Below are 17,685 nucleotides of genomic sequence, written 5' to 3'. Positions count from 1 at the left end.
AGGCGCGGCGGAGCCCGGTTTGCAGTGCATCGCAAAAAAGTGTTGACACGATTAATTGGGGCGCTATAATTTCGCTTCTTTGCAGCAAGCAGCTACTGCAAAACGTGCCCAGGTGGCGGAATTGGTAGACGCACTAGGTTCAGGTCCTAGCGGTGGCAACATCGTGGAGGTTCGAGTCCTCTCCTGGGCACCATCTGTTTTTAAAAAGGTCGGCTTCTAGCCGGCCTTTTTTCATTTCAAGCCCAGCGCTTTGCGTGAGGACTCGAAAGGCTGCGCTTGCAAGCGCAGCCGGGTCGCGCATGTGTGACCGAGTCCTCTCCTGGGCATCATCTGTTTTTTGAAAAGGTCGGCTTCTGCCGGCCTTTTTCATTTCGACCGCACATGCATGGACGCGCCGCAATTACTGGCGCCCCGCCCTTATGCCCGCCAGCAGGATCGATAGCAGAATTTATCGGTTATGGTCCGCTCGCCCTGTTGGTACGTTAGCCGGCTCGCTTCAATGCAACGAACCAGACAAGGAGCACGATCCATGACGCCGATGAACCGCCGCGCATTCGCGCGCGCGATGCTGGCCGCAGGTCTCACTGCCGCCGGCGTCCGAGCGCGCGCCGAGAACGCACCCGATGTGCTGCGCATCGGCTACCAGAAGTCGTCGACACTCATCACGTTGCTCAAGACGCGCGGCGCGCTCGAGCAGGCGCTGGCGCCGCTCGGCTTGCGCGTGTCGTGGCATGAATTCGCAAGCGGATTGCCGCTGACGGAAGCACTCAACATCGGCGCCGTCGATTTCAGCGCCGACGTGGCCGATACGGTCCCGGTCTTCGCACAAGCTGCTCGTGCGCGTTTCGTGTACGTCGCACAGGAAGCGCCTTCGCCGAAAGCGCAGGCGATCATCGTCAAGCAGGACAGCACACTGCGTACGCTCGCCGATCTCAAGGGCACGCGCATTGCGGTCACGAAGGCGGCCGGCAGCCATTACCTGTTGCTTGCCGCACTCGCACGCGCGAAGCTCGGGCCGGCCGATGCGACGATCCGCTACCTGACGCCCGCGGACGGCCGCGCGGCGTTCGAGCGTGGCAGCGTGGACGCATGGATCACGTGGGATCCCTATGTCGCATCGGTCGACCGCAATCCCGACGTACGGATTCTCGCCGACGGCAACGGACTCGCGTCATACCAGCGCTACTACCTCGCGTCGACCAGCTTCGCCACTGCGCGGCCCGACGTCGTCCAGATCCTGTTCGACCAGCTGTCGCAGGCCGGCACGTGGCTGCGCAACCACCCGCAGGACGCAGCGAATACGCTCGCGCCGATCTGGGGGCTCGACGCGGCGACGATCGCGCGCGCGAACGCGCGACGCAGTTATCTCGTTCGCGCGGTGGTCGCACAAAACTTCGGCGAACAGCAGAAGATCGCCGATACATTCCTCGCGGCGGGACTGCTGCCGGCCCGAGTCGACACGAGTCAGGCGCAGCGCTGGAACTTCGACGCGAAACGCGCGATTCCGGTCGGCGCGTGAGAATCCGTCGCGCGAGGGGCAATATTTTTATCGCTTCGAATGAAATTGTGTTGACAGGATGCGAAGACACGCTAAAATAGCGGTCTTCGCATCGCAGCAAGCGAAACGTGCCCAGGTGGCGGAATTGGTAGACGCACTAGGTTCAGGTCCTAGCGGTGGCAACATCGTGGAGGTTCGAGTCCTCTCCTGGGCACCATCTGTTTTTTGAAAAGGTCGGCTTCTAGCCGGCCTTTTTTCATTTCAAGCCCAGGAAGCAAAGCGCTTGGTTGCTCCGAGCGGGGCGTCGAAAGGCTGCGCTTGCAAGCGTGACTCGGGTTACACATGTGCGACCCAGCCCTCCCTCCTGACCCTCCACTTCCTGAAAAAGCCCCATCCAGTCGGCTCACCTGCATTTCCGACATCCGGAAGGGATCAGCCCGCGCAAACCCGCCCATCACAAGTGTTCGACGGTGCACGTCGGTCGCCCCGCCGCGATGTTTGCGCACCTCGCTCGATGCCCAAACAAATCCGTCAAATTATTTTCGTTCGCGACCTCAAATCCTGTTGACAGCCGCCAGAGACGCGCTATAATTTCGCTTCTTTGCAGCAAGCAGCTACTGCAAAACGTGCCCAGGTGGCGGAATTGGTAGACGCACTAGGTTCAGGTCCTAGCGGTGGCAACATCGTGGAGGTTCGAGTCCTCTCCTGGGCACCATCTGTTTTTTGAAAAGGTCGGCTTCTAGCCGGCCTTTTTTCATTTCAAGCCCAGCGCTTTGCGTGAGGACTCGAAAGGCTGCGCTTGCAAGCGCAGCCGGGGTCGCGCATGTGTGACCGAGTCCTCTCCTGGGCACCATCTGTTTTTTTGAAAAGGTCGGCTTCTAGCCGGCCTTTTTTTATTTCCGGCTCCGGAAAAACCTCCCCCTCATCTTCTCGAGCAGACCCAGCCGCTTCGATTTGCACCGCCAGCGCAAGCAAACTGCGGCAGCATGCTGCGAGTCCGGCGACAACCCACTGCCCGGGTTCATGCCACCACCCACGCCACCTTCCGCCTGAACGACCGGGCTTCCGCGATCCATCCCCGATTCCGGACGCCCCGAACTACCATCCCCGCCCTCCACCTCAAACCGGGATTTCCCTAGGCTGACATGCCGGCGTTCACGCGGTTAAATAAATCAACGTGATTTATTTAATGCGCCGCTGCACGGCGCGCCATGGAAGGAGACGCCATGAGAAGCCCGCACTTCGGCCAGGGCAGCAACTCGGCCAACGTGCGCCGTTACAACGAGCGCCTGCTGCTGAAGACGCTGCGCCGCGCAGGCAGCGCGTCAAAGGCCGATCTCGCCCGCCTCGCGAACATGACGGGCACGGCGGTCGGCAGCATCATCACATCGCTCGCCGACGCGAAGCTGATCGAATTCGCGGGCCGCACCGAAGGCCAGCGCGGTCAGCCGGCTTCGCTGATTCGCCTCGACCCGCGCGGCGCGTTCGGCATCGGCGTCCATCTCGACCGGATGCGCATCGAAACGGCGCTCGTCAACTTCGCGGGCGACGTGCTCGGCCGCCGCTCGCACGACACGCTGCTGCCTCCGCCTGCCGACGTGCTCGAGATCGTCCGCCACGACATCGAAGCGATGCAGGCCCTGCTCCCCGACCACGAGCGCGCCCGCCTGACCGGCATCGGTGTCGCGCAGCCCTACAACCTCGGCGCGTGGATGCGCGAACTCGGTCTCGCACCCGACACGTTCCGCGCATGGGAAGACGTCGATTTCGCCAGCGACCTCGGTCGCATGCTGTCGCTTCCGGTATTCGGCGAGAACGACGGCAACGCAGCCGCGATCGCCGAGCTGTTCTACGGATACGGCCGGCAGTGCGACGACTTCGTCTATCTGTTCATCGGGCCGGCGATCGGCGGCGGCATCGCGATCGACGGCGACTGCCTGCGCGGCGTGACCGGCAACGCGGGCGACATCGCCGTGATTCCCGTGCCGCCGAGCCGGCTCGCTTCCGCGCCGCCGCCGCGTGGCCCGTGGGACATCCTGCTCGCGCGTGCGTCGCTGCATGCGCTCGTGCGCCATCTGCGCCATCACGGCGAGACGGTCGACAACTGGGCCGATCTCGAAGCCTGCATCGCTCGCGGCCTGCCCGCCGTCGACGAATGGATCGACGATTGCGTCGACGCGCTCGCCCCTGCGTTGCGCGCGGTGCTGTGTGTGGTCGATGCGCCAGTGGTCGTGCTCGACGCCGATACCGACGCTGGCCTGCTCGACGCGGTGACAACGCGCCTGCGTGCCGCGCTCGTGGCCACCGCGCCCGAAGCACGCGGCACGCCGGTGCTCGTGCGCGGCACGTTCGGTGCCGACGCCGGCGCGATCGGCGCAGCCACGCTGCCGATGTATTTCAACTTCTCCCCGCGGGCCGGCATCCTCAAGGGCGCCCGCACCGATTCGCAGGAGGTCAACCATGTCGCGATCTGAGTCGCCTCGCCCGCTGCTCGAGATGCGCGGGATCAGCAAGACGTTCCCGGCCGTGCGCGCGCTCGACAACGTGAGCCTGACCGTCTATCCCGGCGAGATCCACTCGCTGATGGGCGAAAACGGCGCGGGCAAATCGACGCTGATGAAGATCCTGTCGGGCGCGTACCGCGCCGACGCCGGCGGCGAGATCCTGATCGACGGCGAACGCATCGACATCGACGGCCCGCTTGCCGCGCGCGATGCTGGCGTCGCGGTGATCTACCAGGAGCTGTGCCTGTCCCCGAACCTGAGCGTCGCGGAAAACATCTACATCGGCCGCGAATTGCGGCGCGGCAACCGGCGCTGGGGCACAATCGACCGCGCGGCGATGGCACGCGGCTGCGAGGACGTGCTCGCGCACCTGGGCGCATCGTTCGGGCCCGACACGCTCGTCGGCACGCTGTCGATCGCGGAACAGCAGCTCGTCGAGATCGCGCGCGCCGTGCACACCCGCGCACGCATCCTCGTGATGGACGAGCCGACCACGCCGCTGTCGTCGCGCGAGACCGAACACCTGTTCCGCCTGATCCGCCAGTTGCGCGAGGAAGGTCTCGCGATCATCTACATCAGCCACCGGATGGCGGAGATCTACGAGTTGTCCGATCGTGTGTCGGTGCTGCGCGACGGCACGTATGTCGGCACGCTCGAGCGCGCGTCGCTGTCGGCCGAGCGTCTTGTCGCGATGATGGTCGGCCGCGACATCTCCGGCTTTTACAAGAAGGAACACGCGCCGTACGACCCCGGCCACCTGCTGCTGTCGGTACGCGACATCGCCGACGGCGCGCGCGTGCGCGGCTGCAGCCTCGACCTGCACGCCGGCGAAGTGCTCGGCATCGCGGGGCTCGTCGGCGCCGGCCGCACCGAGCTCGCGCGGCTGATCTTCGGCGCGGAACCGCGCGTGCGCGGCAACGTGAAGGTGGGCGAACGCACGTTCGGCGCGCACTCGCCGCGCGACGCGATCGACGCCGGGCTCGTCTACCTGACCGAAGACCGCAAGCGCCAGGGCCTGTTCCTCGACATGAGCGTACGCGACAACATCAACATCTCGGTCTGCAACCGCGATGCGCGGCTCGGTGCGCTCGACCTCGCGCGCGGCGCCGAACGCGCACGCGACGCGATTGCATCGCTGTCGATCCGCGTCCCCCACGCGAACGTCAACGTCGGCGCGCTGTCAGGCGGCAACCAGCAGAAAGTGCTGCTGTCGCGCCTGCTCGAGACGAAGCCGCGCGTGCTGATCCTCGACGAACCGACGCGCGGCGTCGACATCGGCGCGAAATCCGAGATCTACCGGATCATCAACGAACTGGCCCGAGCCGGCGTGGGTGTGATCGTGATCTCGAGCGAACTGCCGGAGATCATCGGCGTCGCCGACCGGGTGCTCGTGATGCGCGAAGGCGAAATCGCGGGCGAACTCGGCGGCCACACGCATACGCCCATCACGCAGGAAGCCATCATCGCGCTCGCCACCGGCTCGCAGGCCGAACTCGCCGACGCGCACTGAGCCCGCCCTTTCAGTCCATTCTTACATTCAGGTTACCGACATGATCAACCCGACCAAGCAGCGGAACCTCGCTTCCGCGACGGCCCATCCGGTGGGCAACCGTACGCCGCTGTTGCGCGGCGCCGATCACCGCGCCCGCATGCAGTCGCTGATCCGCACCGCCGGCATGCTGCCGGTGCTGCTGGTTCTGTGCATCGGCTTCGGCTTCCTGACCGACGGCTTCTTCACGCTGCAGAACCTGTCGATCGTCACGCAGCAGGCGTCGATCAACATCGTGCTCGCCGCCGGCATGACCTTCGTGATCCTGACGGGCGGCATCGACCTGTCGGTCGGCTCGGTGCTCGCTGCCGCGGCCGTCGCGGCGCTGCTCGCGTCGACCATTCCGGGCTGGGGCTGGCTCGGCGTACCGTTCGCGCTCGTCGTCGGCCTCGTGTTCGGCGCGATCAACGGCGGCCTGATCTCGTTCCTGCGCCTGCCGCCGTTCATCGTCACGCTCGGCGCGATGACGGCCGTGCGCGGCGTTGCACGCCTGATCGGCAACGACACCACCGTGTTCAATCCTCAGTTGCCGTTCGCGTTCATCGGCAACGGCACGATCCTCGGTGTGCCCTGGCTCGTCGTCATCGCGTGCGCGGTCATCGCGATCTCGTGGTTCATCCTGCGCCGCACGGTGCTCGGGATGCGCATCTATTCGGTGGGCGGCAATCCGGAAGCCGCGCGCCTGTCGGGCATCAACGTGCGGGCGATCCAGATGTTCGTCTATGCGGCGTCGGGCCTGCTCGCCGGGCTCGGCGCGGTGATGTCGGCCGCGCGGCTTTATGCGGCAAACGGCCTGCAGCTCGGCCAGTCGTACGAACTCGACGCGATCGCCGCGGTAATCCTCGGCGGCACGAGCTTCGTCGGCGGCGTCGGCTCGATCGTCGGCACGCTGATCGGTGCGCTGATCATCGCGGTACTGACGAACGGCCTCGTACTGCTCGGCGTGTCCGACATCTGGCAGTACATCATCAAGGGGCTCGTGATCATCGGCGCCGTTGCGCTCGATCGCTATCGCCAGCGCGACTCGGCACGCACCTGACCCTTCCCGTCGATTCAACCTTGCGGCGCAGGCCGGTTCGCCTGCGCCCGTTCACCAACAACTCGGAGACACAACGACATGATCAAGCACAAAGCCGCCCTGACCGCCGTCGCCTGCGCACTCGCCTTCGGCGCTTCCGCCGCACACGCGGCCGACAAGCCGCTCAAATCGATCGGCGTCACGGTCGGGTCGCTCGGCAATCCGTACTTCGTCACGATCGTCAAGGGTGCCGAAGCACGCGCCAGGCAGCTCAATCCGAATGCGAAGGTCACGGCCGTCTCGGCCGACTACGACCTGAACAAGCAGTTCACGCAGATCGACAACTTCATCTCCGCGCACGTCGACATAATCCTGCTCAACGCGACCGATCCGAAGGCGATCGAGCCGGCGGTGAAGAAGGCGCAGGCGGCCGGCATCACGGTCGTCGCAGTCGACGTCGCCGCGGCCGGCGCAAACGCGACCGTGCAGACCAACAACGTGAAGGCCGGCGAACTCGCGTGCGACTACATCGCGAAGAAACTCAACGGCAAGGGCAACGTGATCATCGAGAACGGCCCGCAGGTATCGGCCGTGATCGATCGCGTCAACGGCTGCAAGGCCGTGCTCGCGAAAAACGCCGGCATCAAGGTGCTGTCGAGCGACCAGGACGGCAAGGGTTCGCGCGAAGGCGGGATGAATGCGATGCAAGGCTACCTGACGCGCTTTCCGAAGCTCGACGCGGTGTTCACGATCAACGACCCGCAGGCGATCGGCAGCGACCTCGCCGCGAAGCAGCTGAACCGGCCGGGCATCGTGATCACGTCGGTCGACGGCGCACCCGACATCGAAGTCGCGCTCAAGTCCAACACGCTCGTGCAGGCATCGTCGAGCCAGGATCCCTGGGCCATGGCGCAGCAGGCGGTCAACGTCGGCTACGGGATCATGAACGGCCAGAAGCCGGCCAATCCGATGATCCTGATCGAGCCGACGCTCATCACGCGCGACAACGTGAAGACCTACAAGGGCTGGAGCTCGCCGCGCTGATCGCGCCGCCTGTCCGCCCACGCAATCGGGCGGTGCGGGGCCGTGTCGCCATGCGCGACGGCCCCGCACTGCCCGCCTTTTCGGATCAACCGCTGTACGGCCGTGCGCAACGCCACGGCACAAGGTTTCGACATGACGACGACGTTCCCCCGCCTGATCGTATTCGGCGAAGCGCTGACCGATTTCATCCGCGACGACGCGCAGCACTGGCACAGCATCGCCGGCGGCTCATGCTGGAACGTCGCGCGCGTCGGCGCGCGACTCGGCGTGCCGACGGCCTTCGCCGGCACGGTCAGCCGCGACATCTTCGGCGACGAACTGATGCGCAAGAGTGCCGACGCCGGGCTCGACCTGCGCTTCATCCGGCAGGTCGATCGTGCGCCGCTGCTCGCGATGGTCGTGTCGAAGCAGCCGCCCCACTATTTCTTCATCGGCGAGAACAGCGCCGATCTCGCGTTCGATCCGGCGGACCTGCCCACCGGTGCGCTCGATGCGGCCGAGATCGTGCACGTCGGCTCGCTCGGCGTCGTGCGCGAGCCGCTCGCGGCGCGCCTGATCGAAGTCGCGCAGGCCGCACGGACGGCCGGCAAGCGAATCTCGTTCGACCCGAACTTCCGTGCGCCGATGGCCGCGCCGTCGTATCGCGACACGCTGCGCCGGCTGGCCGGGCTCGCCGACTGGATCAAGGTGTCCGACGAGGATCTGCGCGGGTTGTTTCCGGAACTCGATGAAGCCGCCGCGCTCGCGCAACTGTGCACGTGGGCGCCCGATGCAACGATGCTCGTCACGCGCGGCGCATCGGGCATGCAGCTCCTGCATCGCGACACCGTGCTGTTCCAGCCCGCGTTCCCGACCGAGGTGGCCGACACCGTCGGCTGCGGCGACGCGAGCATCGGCGGCTGGCTCGCAAGCCAGCTGGCGCGTCCCGACGCGTCAGCCGCCGAGCATCTGCGCTACGCGGCCGCGTGCGCGGCGGTCGCCTGTGCGCATGCAGGCGCCTATGCGCCGACGGCGGCCGAGGTGACCGGCATGATCGACCGCACTGCCGATACTGCAGTTTCGCAATAGCACGTACCGGCGCACCGCCCCGTCACGCGGCAGTCGTTCCGCCGCTGCCGTCCGGCGGCGTCCCGGCCTGCAGCAGCTGCAGGCTCTCGTCGACGCTCAGTTCGGACATCGCATCGTCGTGAAGCGTATCGTCCGCCGCGCGGCGCAATGCATGCAGCGTGTGCACCTTGAGCCGCACGAGCGCGAGCCGCAACCCGCGCGCCGCGCATTCGGCCGCAAAGGTGCGCAACGATTCGATCGTCGTGCCGTCGACATCCGGCGTTTCCTCGAGGCTCAGCATCACGGTATGCGTGTCCGGCGCGGCTTTCATCAACGCACGCACACGGTTCAACATCCGGTCCGCATTCGCGAAGAACAGCTGCGCCTCGGGCCGCACGATCAGCACGCCCGGCACCGGCTTCGCGTCGGCGTGGCTCGCGACGTCGACGAAATCATGGCTGTCGCGCAGCCTGCCGAGCACGCTGACGTTCGGCTCGGACAACTTGCGCAGCGTCAGCAGCAGGCTCACGCCGATGGCCGCGAGCAGCCCGTGCAGCACACCGAGCACGAGCACCGCGAGCAGCGCGGCGATCACGACGAGCCGGTCGCGATGCCAGGCCCAGTACGGCCGGAACACCGACGGATGCAGCGAGTGGCTGACCGCGAAGATCACGATCGCCGCGAGCACCGGCTCCGGTGTGCGCGCCAGCTGCGGCAGCAGCAGCCATACGATCAGCCCGACCACGCCCGCCGCCCACAGGCCTGCAAAGCGCGACTGCGCGCCGGCCGCCTCGTTCGCCGAGGTCGCCGAATAACCGGCGCCGACCGGCATCCCGTGCAGCAGGCCCGACACGAGATTCGCGCAGCCGAGCGCGACGAGGTCGCGGTTCGGCGACACGCTGTCGCCGTGCTTCAGTGCGAAGTTGCGGATCGATCCGTACGACTCCGCATACAGGATCAGCATCAGCGCGAACGCAAGCTCGACGGTCTGCATCCATGCGTTGCGGTCGAGGGTCGGCAGGCCGAACTCGATATGCCGGAAGTCGATGTGGCCGACGATCGCAATGCCGTATCGCTGCCAGTCGACCGCATAACCGGCCGCGATCGACAGCACGATCACGACGAGCGTGGCGGGCACCCGCGCGCTCCGCCCGAGTGCGAACAGCAACGCCAGCGCGATCGCGCCGAGCACGACGCTCGCAAGATTCGCGTGCGGCGCGCCGCTGATCAGGTCGAGCGCGACATGCGGCGCATCGCTGTGCTGCACGGAAATCGCGAGAATCTTCGGCAACTGCTTGATGACGATCGTCAGCGCGAGGCCGAACGTGAAGCCGCGCAGCACCGGCCGCGCGACGAAATCCGACATGCCGCCGAGCCGCGCGGCACCCGCCAGGATGAACAGCACGCCCGTCATCGCGACGAGCGCCGCCGCCAGCGCGAGCTGCGCGGCAAGCGCCATTCCCGACTCCGCGAGCACGGTCGCCGCGAGCACGGCAGCCGACGACGACGTCGACGACACGATCGCGAAACGGCTGCTGCCGGTGAGCGCATAGACGACGAGCCCCGACAGCAACGCGATGAGACCGGCCTGCGGCGGCAGGTTGGCCAGCCCCGCGTACGCGACCGCCTCGGGGATCAGCAGGCCCGCGATCGACAGGCCGGCCAGCGCGTCGAGGCCGATGCGCCGCGTCGGCGGCGGCGCGGCCGCGTCGAGCGCGGAGAAATGCTCGGCATGCTGCGGGCCGGCATCGGGGCGGATCGGGGCGGTCGTCATGAGGTGCTCAGGGTTTGACGGCGATGACGCCCGACCAGCCGGGCAGATAGCGTGCATCCTGCTCATGCGCGCGATGCAGTGCGATATCGAGCGCCTTCGCGAAGTTCTTGCGGATCTGGTCGAGCGACACGTGCTGGCGCAGGTAGTCGGCCCACAGGAATTCGCTGAACGGCGTCGCGTCCTTCGCGTAGCCGCCCGCGGTGCGCAGTTCGCCGGCGAGGCTGCGGTACGGATCGTCCACGAGACCCGTCAGCGCCTTCGGCAGATTCGCGTAGTCGCGGCGTGTGCCGTCCGCACCGAACGGATGCACCCACTGGTTGTGTTCCATCATCCGCCAGAAGATCGTGTCGTCGAGCCACGACAGGTCCTTCAGCAGCATCGCGTTCACGCGCACCTCGCCTTCCTCGATCAGCGCGAGGCCGAGATGGTGGTGATCGGTGATGTAGTGCAGCCCGTCCGGGCCGAGTACCGCCGGGAACCAGTGCGATTCGATCGCGGCCTTGCGCGCGCGCTTGTTGAGCCCTTTCCAGTGCTTGCGCTTCGCCTTGACTTCGCGATAGCCGACCGTCATCTGCGTCGGACGCAGTTCTTCCAGCTTGACGGGAATCAGGTGAACATCGTTGCCGAGTGCCATGGTCGTACCCCATGTTGCGAAATTCCGGCAACGATACTCCTGATCACACGAGCCGTTAATACGTCGTGACCTCGATACGCATCCGGTTGACGATCTCTGACAACCGTCCGTACCTGCGCAAGACGCTGCGCTACGCGCGCAGGTCGTTGCGTTCGAGACGATGTCGAATGTAAGGAATGCCATCGTGCACGACGCTCACCCGGCGCATCCCGAGCTTGCGCGCGACGTTCAACGAGCCGCTGTTGGCTTCCGCGATATCGGCGATCACGCGCGGCAGGCGCACGGTGTCGAACGCGTGGCACACGACAGCTTGCGCGGCCTCGCTCGCGATACCGCGCCCCCAGGTCTCACGCACCAGCCGCCAGCCGATCTCGACGTCGCGCGCGCCGTCCGCATAGTCCGGAATCAGCAGGACCCAGCCGATGAACGCATCGGGCGCGGCCTTCTCGAAGATCGACCAGTAGCCGAGGCCCGGCGGATAGTCGCGCGTGATCCGGTGCGTGACGAAGCGCCTGTGCTCGACGGGATCGTGCCAGGGGCCCGCGATGTGCCGCGTGACCTCGGGATCGCGATCCATCGCGATGCAGGCGTCGAGATCGGCCAGTACGCGCGGACGCAGCCACAGCCGCGCAGTTTCGAGCACGGGCAGCGTGGCGGCGGAAGGTTCAGTCATCTGGACTCCTGATTCGGTGACGATGCTCACCGGACGCATTACAAAACAGATACAAACGGCCTTCCGGAATGATACAGATGCCTGTCGCCGGTTTCGCGCGACGCCGTTGCCGAATCCGAAACAGTTCATTTCCTAGGGATTATTCCCGATTCGGCGTTATCGCGCCCCACATCGCCGGGCGCCGCGGCCTACACTCGATCCATGCCCCCGCACCGCGCGCAAGCCGGCCGGCATCCGCATGCACATCGTAAGCGCGCAAGCCAACGAGGAGACCTCGGACATGAGCTGGACCCGCGAACAACGCAACGTGACGATCGCCGCCTACCTGGGCTGGACACTCGATGCGTTCGATTTCTTCCTGATGGTCTTCGTGCTGAAGGACATCGCCGCCGAATTCGGATCGACGATTCCCGCCGTCGCGTTCGCGCTCACGTTGACACTCGCGATGCGTCCGCTAGGCGCGCTGATCTTCGGCCGGCTCGCCGACCGCTTCGGCCGCCGCCCGACGCTGATGGTCAACATCGCGTGTTACTCGCTGCTCGAGCTCGCATCGGGTTTCGCGCCGAGCCTGACCGCGCTGCTCGTGCTGCGCGCGCTGTTCGGCGTCGCGATGGGCGGCGAATGGGGCGTCGGCTCCGCGCTGACGATGGAGACCGTGCCGACCCATGCACGCGGCTTCGTGTCGGGGCTGCTGCAGGCCGGCTATCCGAGCGGCTACCTGCTCGCGTCCGTCGTGTTCGGCCTGTTCTACCAGTACATCGGCTGGCGCGGGATGTTCATGGTCGGCGTGCTGCCCGCGCTGCTCGTGCTGTACGTGCGCGCCCACGTGCCCGAATCGCCGGCGTGGAAGCAGATGGAGAAGCGCCCGCGCCCGAGCCTCGGCGCCACGCTGCAGCAGAACTGGAAGCTCACGATCTACGCGATCGTGCTGATGACCGCGTTCAACTTCTTCTCGCACGGCACGCAGGATCTCTATCCGACGTTCCTGCGCGAACAGCATCATTTCGATCCCCATACCGTGTCGTGGATCACGATCGTGCTGAACATCGGTGCCATCGTCGGCGGCCTGTCGTTCGGCTCGATCTCGGAGCGGATCGGCCGGCGTCGCGCCATCTTCATCGCTGCATTGATCGCCCTGCCCGTGCTGCCGCTGTGGGCATTCTCGAGCGGCCCGGTTGCCCTCGCCGCGGGGGCGTTCCTGATGCAGATCTCGGTGCAGGGTGCGTGGGGCGTGATCCCGGTTCACCTGAACGAAATCTCGCCCGACGAGATCCGCGCGACCTTCCCCGGCGTCGTCTATCAGCTCGGCAACCTGCTCGCGTCGGGCAACGCGACGATGCAGGCCTCGCTCGCCGTTTCGCACAACAACAACTACGGCTTCGCGCTCGCGCTCGTGGCCGGCATCGTCGCCGTCGTGATCGCCGTGCTGATCCTGTTCAGCCGCGAGCGGCGCGGTATCGACATGACGCAATCGGTCAATACGCGTAGCACGGTCGCCTGATCCCGCGCATTGCCGCATTGCACCATCGCGCGTGCCCCGCCCTGTCGAAGGCGCGCGCGATACTTTCCGCATTCGCACATCGAACTAGAGGAATTTGTCCAGATTCCCCGCTTGCCCGCTCCGCTCGCCCTTTTTTATCTTAATAAAAACGACTGTTTGAATCAGATAATCAAATCACCAGTTCGTGGCCGGGCGACCGGCATGGGAGGCGGGACATGGCAGTAAGTCAGGAGGGGCGGCCATCCGCGGGACGGCCGTCCGGGGCACGGTCATCCGGCACTCGGCAGACCGGCGGGACGAAGGCGCGCATCCTCGATGCGGCCGAGGACCTGTTCATCGAGCATGGCTTCGAGGCGATGTCGATGCGCCAGATCACCTCGCGCGCGGCGGTCAACCTCGCCGCGGTCAACTACCACTTCGGCAGCAAGGAAGCGTTGATCCACGCGATGCTGTCGCGCCGGCTCGACCAGCTCAACCAGGAACGCCTCGGTATCCTCGACCGCTTCGACGCGCAACTCGGCACGCACATCACCTGCGAGCACGTGCTCGGCGCGATGTTCATTCCCGCGTTGAAGGCATCGCGCAATCCCGAACGCGGCGGGCCCGGGTTCCTGCGGCTGATCGGCCGCGCGTACACCGATCCGTCGCCGTTCGTGCGCAACTTCCTGACCGCGCACTACGCAAGCGTCGCGGGCCGCTTCTTCGACGCGTTCCAGCGCGCGTTGCCGCACCTGCCGCGCACGGAGCTCGGCTGGCGGCTGCACTTCGCGATCGGCGCACTGTCCGGCGCGCTCGCAGGCGCCGAAACGGAAAGCCTGATCGACGAGTTCTCGCAAGGCCGCACGATGAACGACGTGCAGATGATCGCGCGGCTCTCGTCACTGATCGTCGCCGCGCTGAAAGCGCCGATGCCCGACAGCGCGCAACTGTCGATCTTCGCGGCCGTGCTCGACGATGCAGGCGCAAGCGAAGCGTTCGGGCTGCCGTCGTCGGGCGCGGCCGCCGCCGATACGGCGACGCTGCATTCCACGAACTGAGCGCGCGAGGCCACGCGCGGCTTCCTGTTCACGATTTGATTGAAACGCGCGGTCATGCGGAGCGCCGAGGCGCCCCGTCGATCGACCGTGCGGCACGGGGCACGGGCCGGCGCTGAAGCGCCGGCCTTCGCCGAGAGCAAAGACCGGAGACATGTCATGTCATCTTCCGCAGCAACCGCAGCGGCCCAGGTTCCGCCGAACACCGACGGCATCTGGTACGCGTCATATCCGCCCGGCGTCCCGCACGACATCGACGTCACGCAATACGCATCGCTTGTGCAGTTCTTCGACGAATGCACGAGCCGCTTCGCCGAGCGCGTCGCCTATGTGAGCGCGGGCGCATCGATGACCTATCGCACGCTCGCGCAGAAAGTCGACGCGTTCGCGTCGTATCTGCAAAGCCTAGGCGTCAAACCCGGTGACCGCGTCGCGATCATGCTGCCGAACACGTTCCAGTACCCGGTCGCGCTGTTCGGCACGCTGAAAGCCGGTGCAATCGTCGTCAACGTCAATCCGCTCTATACCGTGCGCGAACTCGCGCATCAGCTGAAGGACAGCGGCGCGCAGACGATCGTCGTATTCGAGAATTTCGCGCGCACGCTGCAGGACGCGCTGCCGGAAGCGCAAGTGAAGAACATCGTCGTCACCGCGCTCGGCGACCTCCTCGCCGACGGCTTCAATGCGAAAGGACGCCTGATCAATTTCGTGCTGAAGCACGTGAAGAAACTCGTGCCGGCCTACCACCTGCCGCAGGCCATCCGGTTGCGCTCCGCCCTCGCGCTCGGTGCGCGAAGCAAGCCGCAGCCCGTGCAGACGACGCGCGACGACCTCGCATTCCTGCAATACACGGGCGGCACGACGGGCGTCGCGAAAGGCGCGATGCTCACGCACGGCAACCTGATCGCGAACCTGCTGCAGGCGAAGGCCTGGATCGCCGACCAGGTATCGGGCGACGTCGAAACCGTGCTCACACCGCTGCCGCTGTATCACATCTATTCGCTGACGGTGAACGCATTCATCTTCATGGGGCTCGGCGGGCGCAACATCCTGATCGCGAACCCGCGCGACATGACGATGGTGATGAAGATCATCCGCAACGAGACGTTCACCGGGATCACCGGCATCAACACGCTGTACAACGCGTTCCTCGACAACGAGGAATTCCGCAAGCGCGATTTCTCGAAGCTGAAGCTCGCGATGGCGGGCGGGATGGCGATGCAGCGGGCGGTCGCGGAACGCTTCCAGCAGGTGACGGGCCGGCCGGTGGTCGAAGGCTACGGCCTGACCGAATGCTCGCCGATCGTCACGATGAACCCCGTCGACCTGAACGACATGGCCGCGTTCAGCGGTTCGATCGGCCTGCCCGCGCCGTCCACCGTCGTGCGCTTTCGCCGTGAGGACGGCACCTGGGCACCCGTCGGCGAGCCAGGCGAGCTGTGCGTGCACGGCCCGCAGGTGATGCGCGGCTACTGGCAGCGCCCCGACGAGACGGCCAAGGTGATCGACGCCGACGGATGGCTCAGCACCGGCGACATCGGCGTGATGGACGAACGCGGCTTCATCCGCCTGATCGACCGCAAGAAGGACATGATCCTCGTGTCGGGCTTCAACGTGTATCCGAACGAGATCGAGGAGGTGCTGGTGATGCATCCGGGCATCAGCGAAGCCGCGGCGATCGGCATTCCGGACGAAGTACAGGGCGAACGGATCAAGGTGTTCGTCGTGCGCCGCGACCCGTCGCTGACGACCGACGATGTGCTCGCGCACTGCCGCAAGAACCTCACCGGCTACAAGATGCCGAAATTCGTCGAGTTCCGCGACGCGCTGCCGCAGACGAACGTCGGCAAGATCCTGCGCCGCGCGCTGCGCGACGAGGAACTCGCCAAAATCAAGGCCGCGAAGCAAGGTTGATCGATCCGCCGCCCAAGGAGACGCAGTCGATGAACGAAGGAAAGAAGCACCACGCGCGGCATGCCGCCGCCGTGGCAGTCGCCTGCCTGCTGTCGCTCGGACAGGCGGGCCTGCATGCACAGGAAACGGCCGACGCCGCAAGCGCGGCCGTGGGCGTCGCGCTGCCGGCGGACCTCGCGAAGGTCGCGCGCGAGCCGGTTGCGCAGCAGGCGCGCTGGCTGCGCACGGCCGCGCAGCGCGGCACACTCGCGCAACTCGACGACGCGACGCTCACGGCGCTCTTCAAGGCGCTCGATCCGCTCGCCGTGCCGCTCTATATCCGTAACGGCCCCAACGGCTATCCGTCGTACCAGTTCACGATGGTGCGCCAGGAGCGCATCAGCGGAAAGTGGTCCGATACGCCCGACCGCATGCTCGTGAAGACCACCCGCGAGCCGCTGCGCGTCTATGCGAAATGGCTGCCGGGCGGTGCACATGCCGGACAGGAGACCATCTACGACACGACGCAGCGCAAGGACGAGATGTACGGGCACCTCGGCGGCCTGCTCGGCAAGATTCCGCTGTGGACGGCACTCGACGGCGCACTCGCACGCGCGCAGTCGAATCACCAGGTGAAGGATCTCGGTACCGAGTTCATCACGAACCTGTACCTGACCGAAGGGAAGAAATACGTGGAAGCCGGCGTGCAGCGGCCGACCGATGTGGAAGCCAGGACGATCGGCGGCGTGCGCGTGGTCGCGCTCACCTACGAAACACCGACCGGCCGGCCGCAGTTCTACGCGAAGAAGGAAGTCCTCGGGCTCGATCTGCACGCGCCCTATTTCCGGACCGTCGAGTCCTATGACAACGACGGCAAGATCTTCGAGCGGATCGTCATCGAGAAAATCGCGCCGGCGACGCTCGACGACACCGCATTCGACCCGAAAAACCCCGACTACGCGTTCTGATGCGCGCCGGCGGGGCTGGCCTCGGGCTCAATCGTCTTCGTCGTCGCCATGGTGCCGGTGCCAATGCTTGTAATAGTGCTTGCGCCACTTGCGATAGCGATCGTCGTCCTCGTCGCCGTAGTAGCCGTATCCATAGCCCGGATAGGCGACCACGGCCGGCTGCGGCGCCACATAGACCGGCGCCGGCTCGACATAGACCGGTGCGACCGGTACGCCGATGCCGACCGACAGGTCGACATGCCCCGCCATCGCACTGCCGGAAGCCAGCAACGCCACGCCCCCGACCCACCCTGCCCATCGTCCCTTGCTCATGTTCTGAATCCCTGATATGCCGGCCTGCCCGGCTCGCGCAGCCAATGTACGCGTCGCGCGGAGACCAAGGTGCTACGGCGCTGCGAGAGTCGTAACGCGGCGTAACGAAATGGCATTGGCCGTTCGGCCGAATCGCGAAAATGCGCTGGAACGTCTATAGTGGGTTACGGTTCGACACAATCACGACTGCGCGTTTCCCGATTGAACAGGGTAGAATCCCGCCAAACACCTTGTGG

At 65.9% G+C, this 17,685-nt stretch carries 14 protein-coding genes and 3 tRNA genes; 13 read left to right on the top strand and 4 right to left on the bottom strand.

Annotation, left to right across the window (positions count from 1 at the left end):
- The first annotated feature begins 106 nt into the window (after nucleotides 1–106).
- The 9 genes from AB3K92_RS30405 to AB3K92_RS30365 all read left to right on the top strand — a co-directional run bounded on the left by AB3K92_RS30405 (nucleotide 107) and on the right by AB3K92_RS30365 (nucleotide 8,681).
- A tRNA-Leu gene (locus tag AB3K92_RS30405) sits at nucleotides 107–193 on the top strand.
- A gap of 336 nt (nucleotides 194–529) precedes the next feature.
- On the top strand, nucleotides 530–1,519 hold the full coding sequence (locus AB3K92_RS30400; protein WP_369466484.1) for an aliphatic sulfonate ABC transporter substrate-binding protein: 990 nt from the start codon (nucleotides 530–532) through the stop codon (nucleotides 1,517–1,519).
- A gap of 109 nt (nucleotides 1,520–1,628) precedes the next feature.
- Nucleotides 1,629–1,715 (top strand) — tRNA-Leu (locus tag AB3K92_RS30395).
- Between the two features lie 411 nt (nucleotides 1,716–2,126).
- Nucleotides 2,127–2,213 (top strand) — tRNA-Leu (locus AB3K92_RS30390).
- Between the two features lie 511 nt (nucleotides 2,214–2,724).
- Nucleotides 2,725–3,972, top strand: coding sequence for an ROK family protein (locus AB3K92_RS30385; RefSeq protein ID WP_369466483.1), 1,248 nt, complete (start codon nucleotides 2,725–2,727; stop codon nucleotides 3,970–3,972).
- The gene (locus AB3K92_RS30380) at nucleotides 3,959–5,512 is read left to right on the top strand and encodes a sugar ABC transporter ATP-binding protein (protein ID WP_369466482.1); all 1,554 of its coding nucleotides are present in this window, start codon (nucleotides 3,959–3,961) and stop codon (nucleotides 5,510–5,512) included. Before AB3K92_RS30385 ends, AB3K92_RS30380 begins: the two co-directional genes overlap by 14 nt.
- 40 nt (nucleotides 5,513–5,552) lie before the next feature.
- Nucleotides 5,553–6,590 carry a hypothetical protein gene (locus AB3K92_RS30375; RefSeq protein ID WP_021161550.1) on the top strand — a complete coding sequence of 346 codons (1,038 nt, stop codon included), beginning with the start codon at nucleotides 5,553–5,555 and terminating at the stop codon, nucleotides 6,588–6,590.
- Nucleotides 6,591–6,668: 78 nt separating this feature from the next.
- The gene (locus AB3K92_RS30370) at nucleotides 6,669–7,613 is read left to right on the top strand and encodes an ABC transporter substrate-binding protein (RefSeq protein WP_369466481.1); all 945 of its coding nucleotides are present in this window, start codon (nucleotides 6,669–6,671) and stop codon (nucleotides 7,611–7,613) included.
- A gap of 132 nt (nucleotides 7,614–7,745) precedes the next feature.
- Nucleotides 7,746–8,681 (top strand): carbohydrate kinase, encoded by a 936-nt coding sequence (locus AB3K92_RS30365; RefSeq protein WP_301853522.1) that lies wholly within the window; start codon nucleotides 7,746–7,748, stop codon nucleotides 8,679–8,681.
- A 22-nt stretch (nucleotides 8,682–8,703) separates the two neighbouring features.
- Here the strand turns inward: AB3K92_RS30365 and AB3K92_RS30360 are convergent, their stop codons facing one another.
- The 3 genes from AB3K92_RS30360 to AB3K92_RS30350 form a co-directional block, all read right to left on the bottom strand.
- On the bottom strand, nucleotides 8,704–10,434 hold the full coding sequence (locus tag AB3K92_RS30360; protein WP_124589693.1) for a SulP family inorganic anion transporter: 1,731 nt from the start codon (nucleotides 10,432–10,434) through the stop codon (nucleotides 8,704–8,706).
- A gap of 7 nt (nucleotides 10,435–10,441) precedes the next feature.
- Nucleotides 10,442–11,068 carry a ParB-like protein gene (locus AB3K92_RS30355; protein ID WP_048020704.1) on the bottom strand — a complete coding sequence of 209 codons (627 nt, stop codon included), beginning with the start codon at nucleotides 11,066–11,068 and terminating at the stop codon, nucleotides 10,442–10,444.
- A 130-nt stretch (nucleotides 11,069–11,198) separates the two neighbouring features.
- Complete coding sequence (locus AB3K92_RS30350; protein WP_369466480.1) at nucleotides 11,199–11,741, bottom strand: GNAT family N-acetyltransferase; 543 nt, start codon at nucleotides 11,739–11,741, stop codon at nucleotides 11,199–11,201.
- A 280-nt stretch (nucleotides 11,742–12,021) separates the two neighbouring features.
- Here AB3K92_RS30350 and AB3K92_RS30345 point away from each other — a divergent pair, with 280 nt between their 5' ends.
- From AB3K92_RS30345 to AB3K92_RS30330, 4 genes are all read left to right on the top strand, one after another.
- On the top strand, nucleotides 12,022–13,242 hold the full coding sequence (locus tag AB3K92_RS30345; RefSeq protein WP_042976429.1) for an MFS transporter: 1,221 nt from the start codon (nucleotides 12,022–12,024) through the stop codon (nucleotides 13,240–13,242).
- A 215-nt stretch (nucleotides 13,243–13,457) separates the two neighbouring features.
- A complete protein-coding gene (locus tag AB3K92_RS30340) occupies nucleotides 13,458–14,279 on the top strand; it encodes a TetR/AcrR family transcriptional regulator (protein WP_021161544.1) in 822 nt (273 codons plus the stop codon).
- 156 nt (nucleotides 14,280–14,435) lie between these two features.
- Nucleotides 14,436–16,190 carry an AMP-binding protein gene (locus tag AB3K92_RS30335; RefSeq protein WP_369466479.1) on the top strand — a complete coding sequence of 585 codons (1,755 nt, stop codon included), beginning with the start codon at nucleotides 14,436–14,438 and terminating at the stop codon, nucleotides 16,188–16,190.
- Nucleotides 16,191–16,219: 29 nt separating this feature from the next.
- A complete protein-coding gene (locus AB3K92_RS30330) occupies nucleotides 16,220–17,137 on the top strand; it encodes a DUF1571 domain-containing protein (protein WP_059496216.1) in 918 nt (305 codons plus the stop codon).
- 27 nt (nucleotides 17,138–17,164) lie between these two features.
- Here the strand turns inward: AB3K92_RS30330 and AB3K92_RS30325 are convergent, their stop codons facing one another.
- The gene (locus AB3K92_RS30325) at nucleotides 17,165–17,449 is read right to left on the bottom strand and encodes a PXPV repeat protein (protein ID WP_059653367.1); all 285 of its coding nucleotides are present in this window, start codon (nucleotides 17,447–17,449) and stop codon (nucleotides 17,165–17,167) included.
- Nucleotides 17,450–17,685 lie beyond the last annotated feature (236 nt).

Origin of the sequence: Burkholderia sp. Bmkn7 (genome assembly GCF_041103175.1) — a bacterium.
Lineage (GTDB): Bacteria > Pseudomonadota > Gammaproteobacteria > Burkholderiales > Burkholderiaceae > Burkholderia > Burkholderia cepacia.
Note: the sequence above shows the minus strand (reverse complement) of the source record. Positions and strands in the feature narration are given on the sequence as shown.